We start from the raw sequence: 19,087 nt of genomic DNA, 5'->3' as shown, positions 1-19,087 counted from the left end.
AGACCGTCGAGACAGGAGACCAGCCGTGAAGAGCACCCCCCAGGAGCGGCCGACGGTCGAGGCCCCCAGCCTCCAGGAGCTCCGCCAGCGGGCCCTGGCCGCCGCCTCGCCCAAGGCGTACGGAGCGGGCGCGGCCATCGTCTGCGACCGGCTGGTCCGGATCTTCAGCGCCGAGGGGATCGAGGTCCAGGCGCTGCAGGGCCTGGAACTGACCATTCAGCAGGGAGACCTGGTCGCCCTGGTCGGTGCCTCCGGCAGCGGCAAGTCCACCCTGCTGACCATCCTCGCCGGGCTGGACGTGCCGACCGCGGGCACCGCCACCGTCGCGGGCTGTGACCTGCTGGAGATGTCCGCGAAGGAGCGGCTGCGCTACCGGCGGGAGGTGGTCGGCTTCATCTGGCAGCAGACCGCCCGCAACCTGCTGCCGTTCCTGACCGCCGCCGAGAACATCGCCCTGCCGATGCAGCTGCGCGGCCGCCGGGCCGGGGCCGCTGGTTCGAAGCAGCAGGCCGCCCGGGTGGCCGAGCTGATGGAGGCGCTGGAGATCGGGAACCTCGCCCACCGGCGCCCCAACGAGCTCTCCGGCGGCCAGCAGCAGCGGGTCGCGATCGCGGTCGCGATGGCCAACAACCCGCCGGTGCTGCTCGCCGACGAGCCGACCGGTGAGCTGGACTCCGAGACCGCGGGGGTGATCTTCGAGTCCTTCCGCACCGTCAACCGGGAGCTCGGCACCACCGTCGTGATCGTCACCCACGACCCGATGGTCGCGGGCGAGGTCCGCCGCACGGTGGCCATCCGGGACGGGCGGACCAGCAGCGAGGTGCTGCGCCGCACCGTGACGGACGAGCACGGCGAGGAGTCGGTCAACGAGCGCGAGTACGTGATGCTGGACCGCACCGGGCGGGTGCAGCTGCCGGTCAAGTTCCTGGAGGCGCTCGGCATGGAGCACCGGGTGGCGGTCGACCTCGCGGCCGATCACATCGAGGTCCGCCCGGACGACATCGCGGGGAGCTGACCGGGGGCTGACCGGCGGGGGCTGATCCGGGCGAGCCGGGCTCAGCCGTCGCCGCCCGTCCGCGGGAAGAGGCCGCTGCCCTCGGCGTCCCTCCGGAGGTCGGGCGGCGCGGCGCCGCCGGCGCGCTCCCCCCGGGAGGGGGAGGTGCAGCGGGCGAAGACAAGCAGGGCACCGGCCGCCACGGCGAGGATGCCCACTGCGGTCAGGACGCGTAGCCAGGTCAAGGGAGTGCCTCCTGGGGACGGTGCGAGGGAGCGCCGCCGGGGTGTATCGGTAGCTCGGCCCGCACGGTCGAGTCGCCCACGGTCGGTTCTTCCCGCCGAGCGCCGCGCAACAGGTGGCCTGCGCGGGCGCTCGAAGCACAGCAGGGGCGCGTCACACCACTTCGTGCGCCCCCGGGGCGGTGGCGGTCTGCCCGGTCTGCCTGGTCCTCCCGGGCGGTTCGGCCCTCCCGGTCCTTCCGGTCCGCTCCTCGGCCAGGGCGTGCAGGGCCGGCAGGTCGGGTTTACCGAGCCCGTTCAGCGGGATCGCCGGGAGGACCAGGACGGTGTCCGGGGCACACCGGGCGTCCCCGTGGTCGCGGGCCCAGCGGCGCAGCTGGTCCGCCGTCACCCGCGCGTGCGGCGCGACGGCGACCGCGGCGTGCACCCGCTCCAGACCGTCCGGGTCGGTGGCGGTGAACATCACCGCCTCGCGGACGTCCGGGTGGGTCCGCAGCGGCTCCTCGACCTGATGGGGGAACACATTGTGCCCCTCGACGATCGCCATCGAGTCCCGTCGGCCCGCCACCGTCAGGTAGCCGGCCGCGTCCAGGCTGCCAAGGTCACCGGTGTGCAGCCAGCCCTCCCGCAGCACCCGCGCCGTCAGCTCCGGGTCCCGCCAGTAGCCGGCCATCGCGGTCGGGGTGCGGACGCAGATCTCCCCCGTGCGGCCCGGCGGCAGTGGTGCGCCCTCCTCGTCCAGGATCCGCACCTCGGTGTCCGGGTACGGGCGCCCGGCGGTGGTCAGCAGCCGCGGGTCCAGGTGCTCGTCCGGGCTCAGCCGGGCGACCGGCCCGCACTCCGTCAGGCTGTACGTCTGGTGCAGCACCCGGCCCAGCCGCCGGGTCGCCTCCGCCAGCCGGCGCGGCGACGGGGAACAGCCGGTGTAGCCGACCCGGCGCAGGCTGCCGGTGTCCGTCGTGGCCAGCAGCGGGTGGTCCAGCAGCCGGTAGAGCAGGTGCGGCGGCAGGTACATCCGGGACACCCGGTGCCGCTCCACGGCCGCCAGCACCTCCTCGGCGGCGAAGCCCTGCTGCAGCACCACCGCGCCCCCGGCCGCCAGGGCGAAGTCGGCGCTCGTGCCGCCGCCGTGGCTCAGCGGGGTGCAGAGCAGGAAGCATGCGCCGGACAGCAGCGCGGGCCGGGGCGGGCGGGCGAAGCGGCGCAGCACGCCCTTCGGCCGACCGGTGGTGCCGCTGGTGAACCGGACGGCCATCACGTCCTCGGGGAGGCAACGCGGCTCCAGCGGGGCGGGGGAGCAGGCCGCGGCGAGCTCCGGCAGGTCCGTGCCGAAGGGCGCCGGGCCGAGGGCGAACACGCCCGCGGCGGGCAGCGCCCGCGCCACCGCCCCGGCCGCGGCGGCGTACCGCAGGGGGTCGAAGACCAGCGCGTCGGTCTCCGCGAACCCGGCCAGCGCCACCAACTCGGCGACCGGGAGGTCCGGGTAGGGCATGGCCACCCGGCAGCCCAGCAGATTGGCGGCCAGCCGCACCAGCAGCGCCTCCGGGGTGTTCCCGGCGAGCACGGTGACCCCGTCCCCGCGCCCGAGCCCGGCCCGCTCCAGCGCGCGGGCCGTCCGGTACACCTGGTCCAGGCACTCCTGAGCGGTCAGCGCCGCCCCGTCGTGGTGCAGGGCGGGCCGCCCCGGATCCCGGGCCAGCCCGTCCAGCACCAGCTCGGTGTACGTCCCACCAGCCTCTATCATGCCCACCCTTCCCACGACTGACGAGGCGTCAGCCTAGTGGCTGGCGGCACCACGGGTGCGCGGCAGTGGTCCGGGCTGCGACCGCTCCGGGGCCTGGGTGTTCGTGGAGCGCCCTGGGTGCCCGTCGGTGCGCTCGCCGATCTTGTTAGGGTCGGTCGGAAGGACGGACGGGGGCGCGGTGGGCGGCGGGGTGGAGACGGCGGTGGTGGCGCCGCGCGGGGTGCTCGACCTGCGGGGCGAGGCCGGGGCGCGGTTCGTCGTGAGGTACCCGGCCGGGGCCGTGGTGGTGGTGTCGGGCCTGCCGGGGGCCGGCAAGAGCACCCTGCTGCGCCGCTGGGCGGCCACCGGGGAGGCCGCGACGGTGGACCCGCGGACCGTGCACGAGGCCTGCGAGGCGGTGATGCCCGCGCGCCTGCCGTACGCGGTCTACCGGCCCTGGGCGCGGCTGGAGCACTTCCGGCTGCTCCGCGCCTCGGTGCGGCGCGGTGGCCCGCTGCTGGTGCACGACTGCGGCAGCCGCGCCTGGATGCGCCGCTGGCTGGCCCGGGAGGCGGCCCGGCAGGGCCGGGAACTGCACCTGGTGCTGCTCGACGTCGGCGCCGCCACCGCCCTCGACGGCCAGCGGGCCCGCGGACGGCACGCCTCCGCCCGGGTCTTCGCCCGTCACCACCGGGGCCTGACGCGGCTGTCGGCGGCGTTCACCCGGTACACGCGGTCCGGTGGGCCGCTGCCCACCCCGGAGGCGGCGTCCGTGCTGCTGCTGGACGCCGCCTCCCGGTCGAGGGCGGCGACGGTCGCCTTCGGGGCGCAGCGCTGAGGCCCAGTCGCGGGCCCGGCGCTCCGCCTCCGCGTGCCACCAGCCGGGCGGGCTCGGGCCGTTGACGACGGCGCTCGGCTGGTCGGGGTGGAGCCCGAGCGGGCGCAGGGCGTCGGCGGCCACCGCCACCTCGATCCGGCACTGCCGGCTGCCGTCCGGTGTGCGCACCTGGAGCGCGCTCCAGCGGATCTCCTCCGCCGGGAAGGGCGTCCAGTCGACGCCCCGGTCACGTAGTCAAGCGCGGACGGCGGCGGCGGGGGTGGGGCGGCCGGTCCGGTTCCGGTTCGAGGCGATGGTGATCCACTCGGTCATGGCGTCGAGCGTACTGCCGGCCCGGTCAGTCCCGGGCGGGCCCGGTCACTCCGGGGCGGGCGCGTAGGCCCGGGCGACGGCGGTGAAGGCCGCCTTGGGCGTGGTGCGGCCGTCCGGCCAGGAGCGGACCAGGCCGTAGCCGACCGTGTCGAGGTCCTCGGACGGGTCGTCGGAGGCCGGGTAGGCGGGGGTCACGTACGTGAAGACGAAGGCGCCGGCCAGCCCGATGTCCGTGAACAGGTCGAGCAGTGAGGTGAGTTCAGCGGCCTGGGTGGCTTCGTCGCGGACCAGGCCGGGGCGCGGCCGCCGGGTGCCGTTCGAGCGGTCGACGAGGGTCCAGGCGCGGCTGCCGTGGTCGGCGGCCCCGGTGAACGCCGCGCAGCCGAACTCGGCCGCGACCACCGGCTTCCCGTGCTCGTGCAACGCTGCCAGGGCGGCCCGGAGGGTGTCGGCGTTGCCGGCGTCGCGGTAGGCGTCGACGGCCACCAGGTCGAACGGCGCCCAGTCGACGTCCTCCCAGAGCCCGGCGGCGTAGGTGACCGGACCGGCGAAGTGCTGCCGCGCCGTGGCGACCGCCTCGGCCAGCAGGGCGTTGAACCGGACCGGCGGCGGACCCGCCGCGAAGAACTCGGGCGGCCAGCCCATCGGGTCCGCGAGCGCGGCCAGTCGGGCGGCGATGTCCTCACCGGGTACCAGCCCGGCCATGAAGACGCTCAGCTCGCAGCCGATGACCAGGGTGACGTCCCCACCCGCACGGTGGAGGTCCCCGGCGACCTCGGACGCGGCGGTGATCAGCCCGAGGGTCGCCGCCTGGTCGGCGTTCGGCGCCATCGGGGAGAGCCAGACCGCCAGGCCCAATCCGACGGCCGTCTCCGCGGCCGACCGCAGCCTGGTGAGGTCGTCGCCGGTGATCCGTACCGCCGTGCAGTGCAGTTCGCCCGCGATGGCGGCGAGTTCGCGTTCCAGCGTCGCCCGGGTGAGCTCCGGTCGGGTGGTGGACCCGTCGACGGTCGGGGTGCCGGTGTCGTAGGTGATGCCCTTGATCTTCACCCCACCAAGTGTGCCCGGGAGGAGGTCGATCGCCCGGACCGGGGGTGGTGGAGCGGCATGATGGTCCGTCCGGAATCGGAGCCGGAGCCGGAGCCGTACCCGGAGTCTGAGTCGAAAGGGGATGAGGGCGGATGACGGACGACGCGGAACGGAGCGTTCCCGAGCGGGTGTTGGCGGCCGAGCGGGGCGCCGCCCGGCTGGGGTTCGGCAAGAGCTGCACCCGGGAGGTCGGCCGGCTGCTGGCGGTCGCCTCCGCGGCCAAGCCGGGCGGGACGGTCGCCGAGAGCGGCACGGGTGCGGGCGTCGGCACGGCCTGGCTGCGCAGTGGGCTCGGTCCGGGCGGGCGGCTGGTCACAGTGGAGCGGGACGCGCAACTCGCGCGGCGAGCAGCGGAGTTGTTCGAGGGGGACGAGCGGGTACGGGTGCTGCACGGGGACTGGCGGCTGCTGGAGGAACACGCGCCGTTCGACGTGTTCTTCTGCGACGGCGGCGGCAAGCGCGACGACCCCGACCGCGTGGTCGAGCTGCTCGCCCCCGGCGGTCTGCTGCTCATGGACGACTTCACGCCCTCACCGCACTGGCCGCCCCGCTACGGCGGCGAGGTCGACCGGCTGCGCCTGCACTACCTGACGCACCCGGCGCTGGAGGCGAGCGAAGTGCTGACCACGCCGGGCAGTTCGGCCGTCCTGGCGGTGCGGCGGGCCTGGCGGGCCTGACCGCGGCACCGTGGCGGGGATGATGGGCGGATGGTGACGATCGAGACCTCCCGGCTGATCCTGCGGCGCTGGCGCGAGGGCGACGTGCCGGTGATGGCCGAGGTGAACGCCGACCCCGAGGTGATGCGGTGGATCGGCGACGGGAAGGTCCTCACGCCGGAACGGACCCGCGCGGCGATCGAGCGGATCGAGCGGTCCTGGGACGCCGAGGGCTTCGGGCTGTTCGCGGTGGAACTGCGGGAGAGCGGTGAACTCGCCGGGTTCGCCGGCCTGTCGGTGCCGTCCTTCCTGCCCGAGGTGCTGCCCGCCGTGGAGATCGGCTGGCGGCTCGGCCGGCCGTTCTGGGGCCGGGGCATCGCCACCGAGGCGGCGACGGCGGCGCTGCGGTTCGGCTTCGAGAGCTGCGAGTCGGAGCGGATCATCAGCATCGCGCGGATCGGCAACACTGCCTCCGAGCGGGTCATGGCCAAGCTCGGCCTGCGGGCCGAGCGCGAGACCACCGTCCCCGGCAACGGCACCGCCGTCCGCGTCCACGAACTGACCCGCGCGCGGTACCTCGCCCGACGGCCTGCCTGACCGGGAAAACCGCTGGCCCCGCCCGGTGTTCGCCTCCTAGGCTCGGCACAGCCGAACACCGGGTCCGGGGGGTGCACATGAGCAGGGCCGAGGCGGTACGGGCCGCCAACGCGTTGGGGGAGCGCTGGGTCGGGCAGACCGAGCTGAGGCGGGGCACGGTGCTGATGCCGGCCGGGGTCTGGCCGCTGCTCGGGCTGTTGGCCCCGGCCGGAAGCACTCCCGTCCAGGGCGAGTTGGCGCAGGCGCTCGGAGTGCCGGTCGCGGCCGCCGCCGAGCGCGCCCGCGACCTGCTCGGCCTGCTGCGGGACATCCCGGCGGTGCGCTCCGCGCTGGGGGTCTGGACCGACGACCGGCTGCGGCTGCGCCCGGAGTGGCTGGCCTCCGTCCCGGCGGACGTGGTCGGGCGGTTGAGCGGTGACGTGGAGCGGGACAAGCCGCTGCTGGACGCCTGGGCGAGCGAGCAGACCGACGGCGCGATCGATGAGCTGCCGCTCGAACTGGACCCGGACACCCGCCTGGTGCTGGCCGCGGCGCTCACCGTCCGGACGGACTGGATCCGGCCGTTCAGCGACTACGGCGCCCTCAGGGGGAACGGGACGGACGGCTGGGGTCGGCCCGTCCACTACCTGTTCCGGGTGACGTCGCTGCTGGACCGCGCCGCCCTGCTGGAGACGCCCGCCGGCCCGGTGACCGAACTTCAGGTGCTCGGGTACGGCGACATCACCGTCCATCTGCTGCTGGGCGAGCCCGAGGCCGACCCCGGCGAGGTGCTGGCCGCCGGGATCGGAGCGCTCTCGCAGCGCCACCGCCGCACCACGGCCGACCGGTTGCCCGTCGGCACGACCGGTCCCGGGCTGACGGTCGGGACGCTGCGGCGCTACGAACCAGAGGACATGCTGGTCACGGGAGTCCCGCAGTTCACCGTGGAGGCCGACCACGACCTCCTGGCCCGCCGGGAGCTCTTCGGACTGGGGACGCTCGCCGTCCCGTCCGCGACCGAGGACCGGCTGCCCGGCCTCTCGGACGGCGTGCCGCCGCTGTTCGTCAACAGCGCGCGCCAGAAGGCCACCGCGACCTTCGGCGCCCGCGGGTTCCGGGCCGCCTCGGTGACGGCCGTGGGGATGGCGGCCGCCGGTGTGGGCGACGAGCGGAGGCCGCCGTACCTGCAGCGCTACGTCCGGGTGGACTTCGGCCGTCCCTTCGGCTTCCTCGCCGTCCACCGCCTCTCCGGGCTGGTCCTGGCGGCGGGTTGGGTGACCGAGCCGGACGCGGCGGTCGACCCCTGGGCGGCGATGCTGCACGGGTCGGAGGAGGAGGACTGAGCGGGACGGACGAAGGGACGGAGGAACGGACGGAAGAAGAAGCGGAAGCAGGGACGGAAGCAGGGACCGAAGCAGGACCGGGGCGCGGGCAGCCGGAGCGCCGCAATCCGGGTCGCCCACCGCAACCGCGCCCGGTGGTGCGTGCGCACTGCGAGACTGGGGTGAGCAGAGTCCGTCACGGAGAGAGGTCACACCCCGCATGCCCAGCAGCGCCGCCGTCGACAACCCGTGGTTCCGCCGGTTCAACCCGTCCGACTTCGCTCCCGCCCGGATCGTGATCTTCCCGCACGCGGGCGGATCGGCCAGCTACTACATGGACTACGCCAACGCGCTCGCGCCGTACGCCGATGTGCTGGCCGTCCAGTACCCGGGCCGGCAGAACCGTTACGCGGAGCCGACGATCGACTCGGTGCCGGAACTTGCCGAGCAGGTCTACCAGGAGCTGCGCGGGTGGGTGGACCGTCCGATCCTCTTCTTCGGGCACAGCATGGGCGCGGCGGTCGCCTTCGAGGTCGCCCGCCGCTTCGCCCGTGACGGCCTGGCCGGGCCGGAGCGGCTGTTCGTGTCGGCCGGCCGCGCGCCCTCGCTGCCCCGGGACACCGCGGTCCACCTGCTGTCGGACGACGGCATGCTGGAGGAGATCGTCCGGCTCGGCGGCACGGACGAGCGGATCCTCGATGTGCCGGCCCTGCGCGAGCTGATCATCCCGTCGCTGCGGGCCGATTACACCGCCATCGAGACCTACCAGGTCTCGGCGGACGTCGTCGTGCCGCAGCCGATCACCGCCCTGGTGGGGGAGACCGACGCCAACGCCACGGTGGAGCAGGTCGCTCAGTGGGAGCGGCACACCAGTGGCGGGTTCAGCCTGCGGGTGTTCCCGGGCGGGCACTTCTACGTCGCGGAGCAGGTGGACGCCGTGGTGCGGCTGCTCACCGCGCACCTGCGCGGCTGAGGCGGCAGGGCCGCTCGCGAACCGCCGCCCCCGGGACCCGACCAGGGGCCCGATCAGGGGGCGGCGGGCGTTCCGCCGGTGCAGCGGTGCAGCGGTGCAGCGGTGCGCCGGTGCAGCGGTGCGGCGGCGTCAGGTCGTGTAGGCCGAGTTGAGCTTGACGTACTCCTCGGTGAGGTCGCAGCCGTAGACCGTGAAGGCGCCGTCCGCGATGCCCAGGTCGATCCGGATCACCACCTCGTCGCCGCCGAGGTACCGGCGGGCCTCTTCGAGCAGGGCGTCGGTGGGCTCCTCCGGGTACATCGGGAGCTCGTCGAAGCCGATGCGGACGGCGGACGGGTCGATGTCGGTCTCGTCCCGGAGCTTGCCGACGGCCATGGTGATGCGGCCCCAGTTCGGGTCGGCCCCGTGCACGGCGGCCTTGACCAGCGGGGAGTTGACCACGCTCTTGCCGACGCGCTTGGCCTGGGCCGCGTCGCGGGCCCCGGTGACCCGGACCTCGATCAGCTTGGAGGCGCCCTCGCCGTCCGAGGCGATGTCGCGCACGAGGTGCAGCGCGCACTCGTACAGCGCCTGCTCGAAGGCGACCGGGTCGACCGGTCCGGCGAGCCCGTTGGCGAAGATCGCGGCGGTGTCGCTGGTGGAGGTGTCGGTGTCGATGCTGAGCGCGTTGAACGTCCGGTCCATGACGCGGCGGAACAGGGCGTCGAGCCGGTCGGCGGGGAGGTCGGCGTCGGTGAAGAAGAAGGTGAGCAGCGTCGCCATGTCGGGTTCGATCATGCCGACGCCCTTGGCGATGCCGACCAGCACGGCGTCGCCGCAGCGGCCCCGGACCTCCTTGTGGCGGGTGTCCGTGGTCATGATGGCCTTGGCCGCCGCGGTGTAGTCGGCCTCCGGGAACGGCCAGGTCAGGGCGGCGAGTCCGGCCCGGATCCGGTCCATCGGGTACGGGCGCCCGATCACGCCGGTGGAGCCGATGACGAGTTCGTCCGGCGAGATCCCGGCGACCTCGGCGACCCGGCGGCGGACCTCGGCGGCGTTCTCCGCCCCGGTGCGCCCGGTGGCGACGTTGGCGTTGCGGGACAGCACGACCATCCCGCGGCTGCGTTGGAGGGCGGCCGACTCGCGGCTGAGCACGACGCTCGGGCCGGCGAAGCGGGAGCGGGTGAAGACCGCCGCGGACCGGCAGGGGACCTCGGAGACGACGGCCGCGAAGTCGTCCTCCACGTCCTTGAGGCCCATGTTCGTCGTGACGGCCCGGAAGCCGCGGGGCCGGAAGCCGCGGGGTGCGACAGCTTGCATGGTGGATCGGTCCCTCTCCGAGTGGTCCCGGTTCGGTACGGCGCGGCGGGGCGACGTGCCGTGCCGTGCAGTGCCGAACCGCGAGTCGGTGAATAGATTTGCGGAGATCTGAATACATCAACCGCTTCGGTGTGGTCAATGAGTTATCTCAATGCATGACTATGCGAAGGAGATCGGTGGCTCGGACGGCCTGGACGAGGCCCGGGCGTTCCGTCGCGTCCGGCCCCTGCCGGTGGCCCGGCGGCTCGACTACTGTGCCTGTTGACGCACCGTCAACAGGTCGTCAGCGGATCGTCAACAGATCGTCGACAGACACCGGGAGGCCGTCGTATGCGCCGGATCGCCGTCGTCGGAGCGGGCCAGGCCGGCCTGCAGCTCGCACTCGGGCTGGTGGCCGACGGATGCGAGGTGACGCTGGTCGCCGAGCGCACCCCGGAGCAGGTGCGGGGCGGGCGGGTGCTGTCCACCCAGGCGATGTTCGGCCCGGCGCTGCGGATCGAGGCCGAAGCCGGGCTGGACCTGTGGGCGGGCGAGGCCCCGGCGGTGGAGTCGGTGGACGCGGCGCTCGTCGTCCCGCCGGCCACCCGGGCGCTGGAGTTCACCATGACCCTCGACGAGCCCGCCCAGTCCGTCGACCAGCGGATCAAGCTGGCCCGCTGGCTGGAACTGCTCGCCGAGCGCGGCGCCCGGGTCGAGTACCGCACGCTGGATCCGGCCGGGCTGCACCAACTGGCCCGCCGGCACCAGCTGACCGTGGTCGCGGCGGGCCGCGGCGAGCTGGCCGGGATCTTCGAACGCGACCCCGGCCGCTCGGCCTTCGACCGGCCCCAGCGCGCCCTGTCCTGCCTGTACGCGCACGGTGTCGGCTCGCCCGACCCGGCCGCCGGCCCCAGGGCCCGGATGCACGCCCTGCCCGGCCTGGGCGAGCTCTACCTCCAGCCGGCCCTGACCCGCACCGGCCCGTGCGACATCCTGCTCTGGGAGGCGCTGCCCGGCGGCCCGCTGGACGTCTTCGGCGACGGGCCCGCGCCGGAGGTCCAACTCGACCGGATCCGCGCCCTGTTGGCCGAGCACCTGCCGTGGGAGGCGGAGCTGTGGCGGGACGCCGAGCCGACCGACGAGGGGGCCGGGCTCTGGGGCGCGGTGACTCCGACCGTCCGCCGCCCGGTGGCCGAACTGGGCTCGGGCGTCGACGCCGTGCACGTGCTGGGCCTGGGCGACGCAGTGGTGGTCAACGACCCGATCACCGGCCAGGGCGCCAACGGCGCGGCCCGCGCGGCGGAGGCGTACCGGCGGGCGATCCGCGAGCACGGCGACGCCCCGTTCACCGCGGACTGGATGTGCCGCACCGCCGAACGGTTCTGGCAGCGACACGCCCGCCACGCCGTCGAGTTCACCGCCGCCATGCTGACCATGCCGGACCACCTCCAGGGCGTCTTCGCGGCCGCCGCCGAGCACCCGGAGGTCGCCCGCCGGCTCGCCAACACCTACGCCGATCCGAGCGACCACGCCGCCTGGCTGGCCACCCCCGAGCTGACCGCCGCGTACCTGGCCTCCGTGTAGCGCGCACCCGGCCTCCGGGCAACGGCAGCAGCGGCAGCAGCTGCAGCCCGCACTTGCCCCCGGCCCGCTCCCGGGACGACGCTGGAGGGAGGACGGCAACGGGTGCGGGAGGCGAGCTCGTGGACGGTCACCAGCCCGCGGACCGGTCCGAGCGCGGTCACCGGAGCGTGCCGCACACGGCGGACCTGCGGGTGGAGGCATGGGCGCCGACGGCCGAGGGCTGCATCGGCGAACTGGTGCACGGCGTCGTCGGCAGCTTCGCCGACCTGTCCGGCGCGCGGATCGTCGGCGAACGCGCCTGCACGGTGCTCGCGGTGAGCGACCCGGACCTGCTCGCGGGTGTCCTGGAGGAGGTCATCTACCGGATGGACGCCGACGGCGAACTGCCCGCCGCGCTCGTGCTCGGGCCGGTCCACGGCCTGGACGGCGCCCGGAGCATCGAGGTGCGCTTCCGGATGGCCGACACGGCGACCGCCGCCCTGGTCGGCGCCGTGCCGAAGGCCGTCTCGCTGGAGGGCCTGGAGCTGGGCGAAGGGCCGGGCGGCTGGACCTGCGCGGCCACGGTGGACGTCTGAAACGCGCTGCGGGAACCACGCGGCTACGGGAGCGGGGTGAGCGAGGTGGAGATCGCACCCGTCGAGGCGGGCCGCTACCGCTGGCGGATCGAACCGCGCCCGCCGATGCGGGTGCCGGGCGTGGTCTTCGCGAGCAGCGCACTGCTGCCGCAGGCTGCCGGGGACCGCGCGCTGGAGCAGGTCGCGAACGTGGCGACGCTGCCCGGGATCGTCCGCGCCTCCTACGCGATGCCCGATGTGCACTGGGGCTACGGCTTCCCGATCGGCGGGGTCGCCGCCACCGACGTCGAGCAGGGCGGTGTGGTCTCGCCCGGCGGGGTCGGCTTCGACATCTCCTGCGGGGTCCGGTTGCTCGCCGCCGGGGTGGACCGGGACGAACTCGACGCCGAGCGGATCCGTCGGCTGATGGACCTGCTGGACCGCAGTGTCCCGCGCGGGCTCGGCCGCGGCGGTCTGTGGCAGCTGGCCGGGCCGGCGGAACTGGACGAGCTGCTGCTCGGCGGCGCCCGCTACGCCGTCGAGCACGGCCACGGCGTGCCGCGCGACCTGGAGCGCTGTGAGGACCGCGGCGTGCTGGCCGGCGCGGCCCCCGGCGAGGTGAGCCACCGGGCCGTCGAGCGGGGACTGCAGCAGGTCGGCAGCCTCGGCTCGGCCAACCACTTCCTGGAGGTGCAGGCCGTCGGCGAGGTGTACGACGCGCAGACGGCCGCCGCGTTCGGACTGCGGGCGGGCCAGGTCTGCGTCATGATCCACTGCGGCTCGCGCGGGCTCGGCCACCAGATCTGCACCGACCACGTCCAGGCCATGGAGCGCGAGCTGCACCGCTACCGGATCGAACTCCCGGACCGCCAACTCGCCTGCACCCCGGTCGACTCCCCGCGCGGCCGCGCCTACCTCGGCGCCATGACCGCCGCCGCCAACTACGGGCGGGCGAACCGCCAGCTGCTCTCCGAAGCCTCCCGGCGGGCCTTCGCCACCGCCCTCGGCGTCGGACTGGAGCTGGTCTACGACGTCTCGCACAACCTCGCCAAGCTGGAGACCCACGAGGTGGACGGCATGGCGCGCCGGCTGTGCGTCCACCGCAAGGGCGCCACCCGGGCCCTGCCGCCCGGCGACCCGGACCTGCCCGCGGACCTGGCCGCGGCCGGGCAGCCGGTGCTGGTGCCCGGGACGATGGGCACCGCCTCGTACGTCATGGTCGGCCTGCCCGGCAACGAGGCCTTCCGCTCCGCCTGCCACGGCGCAGGGCGGGTCTGGAGCCGCCACCAGGCGCTGCGCATGGTGCGCGGTGAGCGGCTGATGGGCGAACTGGAGGCGCGTGGCATCGCCGTCCGGCCCGCCTCGATGCGGGCGCTGGCCGAGGAGACGCCCGAGGCGTACAAGGACGTGGACGCGGTGGCCGCCGTCACCGAGGGCGCCGGACTGGCCCGGCGGGTCGCGCGGCTGGTGCCGCTGGGGGTCTGCAAAGGGTGAGCGGGTGAGGCGTGGTCGGGCCCGGGCGCGTCCCCCGCCCCGCCCGGGCCCGGCGCGCCATGGTGGTCCGATGCGTCGGTGCGGCGCGTCGGTGCGGTGCCTGGCACGCGTCGGTCAGGCGCCGGTCAGGCACCAGTCACAGGAGGTGGGCATGCCGGGGAGCACGGTCGGGCCGGTGATCGAGCTGCGCTCGCTCACCAAGCGCTACGGCACCACGATCGGCATCGAGGACCTCGACGTGACGGTCGAGGCAGGCGAGGTGTTCGGGCTGCTCGGCCCCAACGGCGCCGGGAAGACCACCACCCTGCGCTGCCTGGTCGGCCTGCTCGGACCGAGCGCGGGCCGGGTGCGGGCCGGGTGCGGGTGCTCGGCCTGGACCCGGTGGCCGACCACGGCCGGCTCGCCCCCGCGCTCGGCTACCTGCCCGGCGAGCTGCGCCTCTACCCCGAACTCACCGGGCAGCAGACCCTCGACCTGCTCGCCGCCCTCCAGGGCGCCCCGGTGCCCCGGCAGCGCGAGCTGTGCGAGCGGCTGAAGCTCACCCCGGCCGAACTCGCGCGGCCGGTGGGGGAGTACTCACGCGGGATGAAGCAGAAGCTCGGGCTGGTCCAGTCGCTCCAGCACCGGCCCGCCGTGGTGGTGCTGGACGAACCCAGCGAGGGGCTGGACCCGCTGGTCCAGGAGACCCTCTTCGAACTGCTCGCCGAGGAGACCGCGGCCGGGCGCACCGTGCTCCTCTCCAGCCACGTACTTCCCGAGGTGCAGCGCACCTGCGGCCGGGCCGCGATCGTGCGCAGCGGGCGACTGGTGACCGTCCGCTCGGTGGCCGAGCTGCGCCGGGCCCGGGCGCGCCGGGTGCGCCTGGTCTTCGCCGACGGGCGGGGCGCCCGGCCGCTCGGCGCCGCCGAGCGGTGGTCCCCGCGCTGGGAGGGCCGGTGGGTGGAGCTGCTGGTGCCGCCCGACGAGGTGGTCCCGGCCGTGCGCGGCCTGCTGGCCGAACTGCCGGTGGCCGACCTGACGGTGGAGGAGGCGGGTCTGGACGAGGCCTTCCTCGACCTGTACCGCTCCACCGAGCAGGAGGACCGGCCATGACCCCGGCCACCGTCAGCCGCCGCCTCCCGCTGGTCTGGCTCGCTCTGCACCGGCGGCGCCGGATGCTGCTCACCCTGCTGATCGCCATGGTCGTCTTCGAAACCCTGATCGTGGTGATCGCCGGAACCGTGCCGAACGGCGAGCTGTTCGGCGCCCGCCGCACCCCGCCCGGTGCGTTCAAGGCCTTCAGCGGTTCCAACGGCGACGTCTCCATCGCCAGTTACCCCGGGCTGCTGGGCGCCGGGCTCACCCACCCGGTCTGGATCGCGCTCCAGCTGACCGTGATCGGCTCGCTGGGCGCCGCCGCCGTCGCGGCCGACGTGGAGTCCGGCACCATCGAGCTGCTGATGACCCGCCCGGTCTCCCGGCGCCGCCTGCTCGCCGAACGGGCCGGTGCGCTGATCGCGGCCTCGGTGCTGCTCAACGCCGCCGCCACGCTGGCCGTCGCGCTCGGGGTGGCCTTCTCCCCGAAGCTGCGTGCGGCCGTCCCGGAGGGCGGGGTGTTCAGTGCCGGACTGCTGGGCTGCGCCCTCGCCTTCTGCCTGATCGGGCCGGTGCTGGCGGTGTCCGCGCTCAGCCGGCGGCGGGCGCACGTGGTCGGCGCCGCCGTCGCCCTCGGCGCGGGCGGCTTCGCGCTCAACTTCGTCGCCCTGGCCTGGTCCCCGGCCCGACCGCTGCGCTACCTCAGCCCGTTCCACTACTACGCGCCGGGTGACGCGCTCGCGCACGGCGGCCTGCCCTGGACCGCGCCGGTGGTACTGCTCGGGGTGGGGCTGCTGGGGCTGCTGGCGGCCTTCCGGCTGCTGGAGCGGCGGGACCTGGCGGTTTAGGGGCGTCCCGGGGCTGGACCCACCCGGCCCCGGACCCACCCGGGCCGGGAGCGTCAGACCAGGTCGAAGCGGGTGGGACCGCCCTGCGCCCAGACGCCCCGGGAGGCCTGCCCGGGGTAGCGGACGGTCTCCGAGCGGGCGCTCAGGACCCGGGTGAGCTGCTGCTCCGGCTCGTGGGCGGCCCAGCCGGGATCGCCGGTGGTGACGAAGCCGATCCAGGCCCGCTGGAGCTCCCGGGAGACCTCGACGGCCTCCGGCGCGGGCGGGTCGCCGAGGAAGTGCCGGCCCATCGGGCTGTCCAGGGAACCGAAGGCCAGTGGGACGTCCAGGCCGTGGCAGGCGCCGAACACCCCGCCCAGGGCGGGGGCCGGGTAGGCGAGTTCGAAGAGGTGGGAGGTGCCGCCGGCCGCGGTGTTCCCCTCGGCGAGGTGGAGCGAGGGCATCCGGAACAGGGAGTCGGAGAAGACCGCCTCGACCAGGGCCTCCGGGGAGGCGCCGGGGAAGGCGGCGCGGTAGGCGTCCGGGCCGTCCGGGCGCGGGGCCAGCTGAGCCAGGGCGGTGCGGGCGTCCTCCTCGGTGAAGGAGCCGTGCCGGCCGGACAGGACGGCGAACAGCCGGAACTCCTCCCGGGCGTGGCCGACCAGCAGCTCGATGCCCTTGGCCCGCCCGGCGGCCAGGGCGGTCCAGGGCTCCTCGGTCAGGACCTCGCCGTCGACCACCGGGACGGTGGCGACGCCGGTGTGGGCGAGCCGGCCCCAGCGGTCGAGCTGCCCGGGGAGGGCGGCGCCGAGCTCGGTGACGGCCGCGGCCAGCTGCCAGGGGTCGGTCCCGGCGAGGGCGGCGGCGGTGGGCGCGGTGCCGAGCCGCTCCGCCAGGGCGACGGTGACCTCGGCGGCCAGCGCGGGGGTGGCGAGGTTGCCGCCGACGGAGTGGGCGATCGCCCGGTGGAACAGCCCGCGGGCCCGGGGCATGGTCAGCAGGGCGGCCACCGAGGAGGCCCCGGCCGACTGGCCGGCCACGGTGACCCGGTCGGGATCGCCGCCGAACGCGGCGATGTCGGCCCGCACCCACTCCAGCGCCGCGATCTGGTCGAGGAAGGCGCGGTTGGCCGGGGCGCCGTCCAGCAGCGCGAAGCCCTCGGCGCCCACCCGGTAGTTGACGGTCACCACGACCAGTCCGGCCCGGGCGAGTTCGGTCGGGTCGTACAGCGGGTCGCCCGCGGTGCCGGAGATGAAGCCGCCGCCGTGGATCCAGACCAGCACCGGCAGGGCGGCCGAGCCCGGGTCCGGTGTGTGGACGTTGAGCGTCAGCCAGTCGGTGCCGGTGGTCGGTCCGGCCTGGAGCGGCCCGGACTGGGGGACGACGGGCCCGAACTCGAAGGCGTCGCGGACGCCGTCCCAGGGCTCGGGCGGGGCGGGGGCGGCGAAGCGGAGCGGGCCGACCGGCGGGCGGCCGTAGGGGATGCCGCGGAAGGCGGCGAGCCCCCGGTCCAGGAAGCCGCGGACGGTTCCCCCGGTGGTGTGGGCGACGGGCTGAACGAGCACGGGACGCTCCTCCCTCGGAATGCCACCAGCGTTATCGGTCAGCTGTATTATGTCAAGCGTATGGAAAAGGCCCGACCGGGACCGGCCGATTGGTCGATCGGTCGGTCGGGAGTCGTCGAGGAGTGCCGGGCATGCCCAAGCAGGTGGACCACCAGGAGCGCCGCGAGACCATCGCCCGCGCGCTGTGGCGGGTGGTGGAGCAGCGCGGCGCCGCTCAGTTGACCCTGCGCGAGGTCGCCCGGGAGGCCGGGATCTCGCTCGGGCAGCTGCAGCACTACTTCGGCACCCGGGCGGAGCTGCTCGGCTTCGCGATGGACCTCGCCGGGGAGCAGAGCGGCCGCCGGGTCGCCGAGGCGCTGGCGGGCCTGGGCGAACGGCCGCACCCGCGCGCGGTGCTGCGGGCGATGCTGGTCGAGCTGCTGCCGCTGCGGCCGGACTCGCGCGTCACCAGCCGGATGAGCGCCGCCTACGTCCTGGAAGCCCTGCATGACGAGGAGGTCCACGCGCGGGCGCGCGAAGACCTGGTGCGGGGGCGCGAGGCGGTGGAGCGGGTGGTGCGGCAGGCGATCGCCGACGGGCTGGTGGCGGCCGACCGCGACCCGGTGGTGGAGACGGACCTGCTGCTCGCGCTGACCGGGTTCACCACACTGCTGGAGCTGGGCGTGGTCGGGCCGGACGCCGCGCTCACCGCCGTCGACCGGCACCTGGACCGGCTCTTCGCCGGGGAGGACCGCCCCGGCGGGGAGGGCCGGTCGGGTGGCCGGTGACGGCGTGGCACGCTGGGCGGGTACCGCTGCCGGACCGTACGGCGCCGGCCCCGCACCGTACGGCCTCGACCCCGCGACCCCTTGAACCCACGACCCCTTGACCCCGCGACCAGGAGCACCCGCATGGACCGACCCGCCGCCCTCCGCCTCGACGCCACCGCCTCCGGGCACCCGGCGGGCATCCTCGACGCCGCCGAGCAGGCCGAACGCCGGGGCATGGACCGGCTGGTGGTCGCCGAGACCGCGTACGACCCGTTCCTCCAGCTCGCCCGCGCCGCCGACCGCACCGAGTCGATCGAGCTGGCCACCGGCATCGCGGTGGCCTTCGCCCGCACCCCGATGACGCTGGCCTACCAGGCCTGGGGGCTGCACGCGGCCTCCGGTGGACGGGCCGTCATCGGGCTGGGCTCGCAGGTCAAGCCGCACATCGAGAAGCGCTTCGGGATGCCCTGGGACCGTCCGGCGGCCCGGATGCGGGAGTACGTGCACGCGGTGCGGGCGATCTGGCACAGCTGGCAGACCGGTGAACGGCTGCGGTTCCGGGGCGAGTTCTACACCCACACGGTGATGACTCCGGTGTTCTCGCCGGACCCGGTCCCGTCGGGGGTGCCCCGGATCCTGCTCGCGGGCGTCGGGCCGCTGATGACCCGCACCGCCGGGGCGGTGGCCGACGGCTTCCTCGGCCACCCGTTCTCCTCCACCGCCTACCTGGCCGAGCAGGTGCTGCCCGGGCTGCGGGAGGCGCGGGCGCAGGCGGAGGCCGAGGGGGCCGAGTGGACCGGGCGGCCGTTCGAGGTCGTCGGCAACGTGCTCACCGCCACCGGCCGGACCGAGGAGGAGCTGGCGGCCAACCGGGCCGGGGTGCGGGAGCGGCTGGCGTTCTACGCCTCCACCCCGGCCTATCGCCCGGTGCTGGCGCAGCACGGCTGGGAGGGACTGCAGGAGGAGCTGCACACCCACTCGGTGCGCGGGCGCTGGGCCGAGATGACGGCGCTGATCTCCGACGAGGTGTTCGACACCTTCGCGGTGTCCGGCACGGTCGAGGAGGCCGCCCGGGAGATCCACCGCCGGTACGCGGGGCTGGTCACCCGGCTGTCCGTCAACCTGCCCGAGGACGCGGACCCGGTGCTCGGGCTGGACGTGCTGGCGGCGGTGCGGGCGCTGGGCTGAGCGGAAACGGTCCGGAAGCCGCCGTGGAGGGACGGCGATCGATCATGAA

The 19,087-nt window shown here is 75.1% G+C and carries 19 protein-coding genes; 14 read left to right on the top strand and 5 right to left on the bottom strand.

What is annotated here, in order from left to right; all coding sequences use genetic code 11:
- Nucleotides 1-25: 25 nt before the first annotated feature.
- On the top strand, nucleotides 26-1,015 hold the full coding sequence (locus ACFVXG_RS03140) for an ABC transporter ATP-binding protein (protein WP_387923722.1): 990 nt from the start codon (nucleotides 26-28) through the stop codon (nucleotides 1,013-1,015).
- Between the two features lie 41 nt (nucleotides 1,016-1,056).
- Here ACFVXG_RS03140 and ACFVXG_RS03135 read toward each other — a convergent pair whose 3' ends face one another.
- Nucleotides 1,057-1,239, bottom strand: a complete 183-nt coding sequence (locus ACFVXG_RS03135; protein WP_350507285.1) for a hypothetical protein — start codon at nucleotides 1,237-1,239, stop codon at nucleotides 1,057-1,059.
- A gap of 151 nt (nucleotides 1,240-1,390) precedes the next feature.
- Nucleotides 1,391-2,980, bottom strand: coding sequence for an AMP-binding protein (locus ACFVXG_RS03130; protein WP_387923719.1), 1,590 nt, complete (start codon nucleotides 2,978-2,980; stop codon nucleotides 1,391-1,393).
- Between the two features lie 178 nt (nucleotides 2,981-3,158).
- Here ACFVXG_RS03130 and ACFVXG_RS03125 point away from each other — a divergent pair, with 178 nt between their 5' ends.
- The gene (locus ACFVXG_RS03125; protein WP_387923718.1) at nucleotides 3,159-3,797 is read left to right on the top strand and encodes an AAA family ATPase; all 639 of its coding nucleotides are present in this window, start codon (nucleotides 3,159-3,161) and stop codon (nucleotides 3,795-3,797) included.
- A 357-nt stretch (nucleotides 3,798-4,154) separates the two neighbouring features.
- On the opposite strand, the gene ACFVXG_RS03120 is transcribed toward ACFVXG_RS03125, so the two are convergent.
- Nucleotides 4,155-5,159 (bottom strand): hypothetical protein, encoded by a 1,005-nt coding sequence (locus ACFVXG_RS03120; RefSeq protein ID WP_387923716.1) that lies wholly within the window; start codon nucleotides 5,157-5,159, stop codon nucleotides 4,155-4,157.
- A 131-nt stretch (nucleotides 5,160-5,290) separates the two neighbouring features.
- Here ACFVXG_RS03120 and ACFVXG_RS03115 point away from each other — a divergent pair, with 131 nt between their 5' ends.
- The 4 genes from ACFVXG_RS03115 to ACFVXG_RS03100 all read left to right on the top strand — a co-directional run bounded on the left by ACFVXG_RS03115 (nucleotide 5,291) and on the right by ACFVXG_RS03100 (nucleotide 8,725).
- A complete protein-coding gene (locus ACFVXG_RS03115) occupies nucleotides 5,291-5,875 on the top strand; it encodes an O-methyltransferase (protein WP_387923714.1) in 585 nt (194 codons plus the stop codon).
- Between the two features lie 30 nt (nucleotides 5,876-5,905).
- Nucleotides 5,906-6,451 carry a GNAT family N-acetyltransferase gene (locus tag ACFVXG_RS03110; RefSeq protein WP_387923712.1) on the top strand — a complete coding sequence of 182 codons (546 nt, stop codon included), beginning with the start codon at nucleotides 5,906-5,908 and terminating at the stop codon, nucleotides 6,449-6,451.
- A gap of 77 nt (nucleotides 6,452-6,528) precedes the next feature.
- Entirely contained in the window at nucleotides 6,529-7,773 is a 1,245-nt protein-coding gene (locus tag ACFVXG_RS03105) for a serpin family protein (protein ID WP_387923710.1), read from the top strand.
- Nucleotides 7,774-7,972: 199 nt separating this feature from the next.
- Nucleotides 7,973-8,725 carry a thioesterase II family protein gene (locus tag ACFVXG_RS03100; protein WP_387923708.1) on the top strand — a complete coding sequence of 251 codons (753 nt, stop codon included), beginning with the start codon at nucleotides 7,973-7,975 and terminating at the stop codon, nucleotides 8,723-8,725.
- Nucleotides 8,726-8,854: 129 nt separating this feature from the next.
- Here ACFVXG_RS03100 and argJ read toward each other — a convergent pair whose 3' ends face one another.
- On the bottom strand, nucleotides 8,855-10,024 hold the full coding sequence (gene argJ / locus ACFVXG_RS03095) for a bifunctional glutamate N-acetyltransferase/amino-acid acetyltransferase ArgJ (protein WP_387923706.1): 1,170 nt from the start codon (nucleotides 10,022-10,024) through the stop codon (nucleotides 8,855-8,857).
- 330 nt (nucleotides 10,025-10,354) lie between these two features.
- On the opposite strand from argJ, the gene ACFVXG_RS03090 reads away from it, so the two are divergent.
- From ACFVXG_RS03090 to ACFVXG_RS03065, 6 genes are all read left to right on the top strand, one after another.
- Nucleotides 10,355-11,587: a styrene monooxygenase/indole monooxygenase family protein gene (locus ACFVXG_RS03090; protein WP_387923704.1), complete on the top strand. Its 1,233-nt coding sequence runs from the start codon at nucleotides 10,355-10,357 to the stop codon at nucleotides 11,585-11,587.
- Nucleotides 11,588-11,706: 119 nt separating this feature from the next.
- On the top strand, nucleotides 11,707-12,162 hold the full coding sequence (locus tag ACFVXG_RS03085; RefSeq protein ID WP_387923702.1) for an archease: 456 nt from the start codon (nucleotides 11,707-11,709) through the stop codon (nucleotides 12,160-12,162).
- Between the two features lie 45 nt (nucleotides 12,163-12,207).
- Nucleotides 12,208-13,635, top strand: a complete 1,428-nt coding sequence (locus ACFVXG_RS03080) for an RtcB family protein (RefSeq protein WP_387923700.1) — start codon at nucleotides 12,208-12,210, stop codon at nucleotides 13,633-13,635.
- Between the two features lie 151 nt (nucleotides 13,636-13,786).
- A complete protein-coding gene (locus ACFVXG_RS03075; RefSeq protein ID WP_387923698.1) occupies nucleotides 13,787-14,170 on the top strand; it encodes an ATP-binding cassette domain-containing protein in 384 nt (127 codons plus the stop codon).
- Complete coding sequence (locus tag ACFVXG_RS03070) at nucleotides 14,056-14,727, top strand: AAA family ATPase (protein WP_387923882.1); 672 nt, start codon at nucleotides 14,056-14,058, stop codon at nucleotides 14,725-14,727. The genes ACFVXG_RS03075 and ACFVXG_RS03070 overlap by 115 nt, the downstream gene beginning before the upstream one ends.
- A complete protein-coding gene (locus tag ACFVXG_RS03065) occupies nucleotides 14,724-15,557 on the top strand; it encodes an ABC transporter permease (protein ID WP_387923696.1) in 834 nt (277 codons plus the stop codon). Before ACFVXG_RS03070 ends, ACFVXG_RS03065 begins: the two co-directional genes overlap by 4 nt.
- A gap of 53 nt (nucleotides 15,558-15,610) precedes the next feature.
- Here ACFVXG_RS03065 and ACFVXG_RS03060 read toward each other — a convergent pair whose 3' ends face one another.
- Nucleotides 15,611-17,101 carry a carboxylesterase/lipase family protein gene (locus ACFVXG_RS03060; RefSeq protein WP_387923694.1) on the bottom strand — a complete coding sequence of 497 codons (1,491 nt, stop codon included), beginning with the start codon at nucleotides 17,099-17,101 and terminating at the stop codon, nucleotides 15,611-15,613.
- A gap of 131 nt (nucleotides 17,102-17,232) precedes the next feature.
- On the opposite strand from ACFVXG_RS03060, the gene ACFVXG_RS03055 reads away from it, so the two are divergent.
- A complete protein-coding gene (locus ACFVXG_RS03055) occupies nucleotides 17,233-17,868 on the top strand; it encodes a TetR/AcrR family transcriptional regulator (RefSeq protein WP_387923693.1) in 636 nt (211 codons plus the stop codon).
- 123 nt (nucleotides 17,869-17,991) lie between these two features.
- Nucleotides 17,992-19,038, top strand: a complete 1,047-nt coding sequence (locus ACFVXG_RS03050) for a TIGR03617 family F420-dependent LLM class oxidoreductase (RefSeq protein WP_387923691.1) — start codon at nucleotides 17,992-17,994, stop codon at nucleotides 19,036-19,038.
- Nucleotides 19,039-19,087 lie beyond the last annotated feature (49 nt).

The sequence above is a fragment of the Kitasatospora sp. NPDC058162 genome, from assembly GCF_042884005.1.
Taxonomy (GTDB): domain Bacteria; phylum Actinomycetota; class Actinomycetes; order Streptomycetales; family Streptomycetaceae; genus Kitasatospora.
Note: the sequence above shows the minus strand (reverse complement) of the source record. Positions and strands in the feature narration are given on the sequence as shown.

Coding starts and splice junctions, on each gene's coding strand:
- ACFVXG_RS03130 (WP_387923719.1), bottom strand. CDS start 2,980: ATGATAGAGGCTGGTGGGACGTACACCGAGCTGGTGCTGGACGGGCTG.
- ACFVXG_RS03105 (WP_387923710.1), top strand. CDS start 6,529: ATGAGCAGGGCCGAGGCGGTACGGGCCGCCAACGCGTTGGGGGAGCGC.
- ACFVXG_RS03115 (WP_387923714.1), top strand. CDS start 5,291: ATGACGGACGACGCGGAACGGAGCGTTCCCGAGCGGGTGTTGGCGGCC.
- argJ (WP_387923706.1), bottom strand. CDS start 10,024: ATGCAAGCTGTCGCACCCCGCGGCTTCCGGCCCCGCGGCTTCCGGGCC.
- ACFVXG_RS03065 (WP_387923696.1), top strand. CDS start 14,724: ATGACCCCGGCCACCGTCAGCCGCCGCCTCCCGCTGGTCTGGCTCGCT.
- ACFVXG_RS03075 (WP_387923698.1), top strand. CDS start 13,787: ATGCCGGGGAGCACGGTCGGGCCGGTGATCGAGCTGCGCTCGCTCACC.
- ACFVXG_RS03110 (WP_387923712.1), top strand. CDS start 5,906: ATGGTGACGATCGAGACCTCCCGGCTGATCCTGCGGCGCTGGCGCGAG.
- ACFVXG_RS03050 (WP_387923691.1), top strand. CDS start 17,992: ATGGACCGACCCGCCGCCCTCCGCCTCGACGCCACCGCCTCCGGGCAC.
- ACFVXG_RS03090 (WP_387923704.1), top strand. CDS start 10,355: ATGCGCCGGATCGCCGTCGTCGGAGCGGGCCAGGCCGGCCTGCAGCTC.
- ACFVXG_RS03055 (WP_387923693.1), top strand. CDS start 17,233: ATGCCCAAGCAGGTGGACCACCAGGAGCGCCGCGAGACCATCGCCCGC.
- ACFVXG_RS03100 (WP_387923708.1), top strand. CDS start 7,973: ATGCCCAGCAGCGCCGCCGTCGACAACCCGTGGTTCCGCCGGTTCAAC.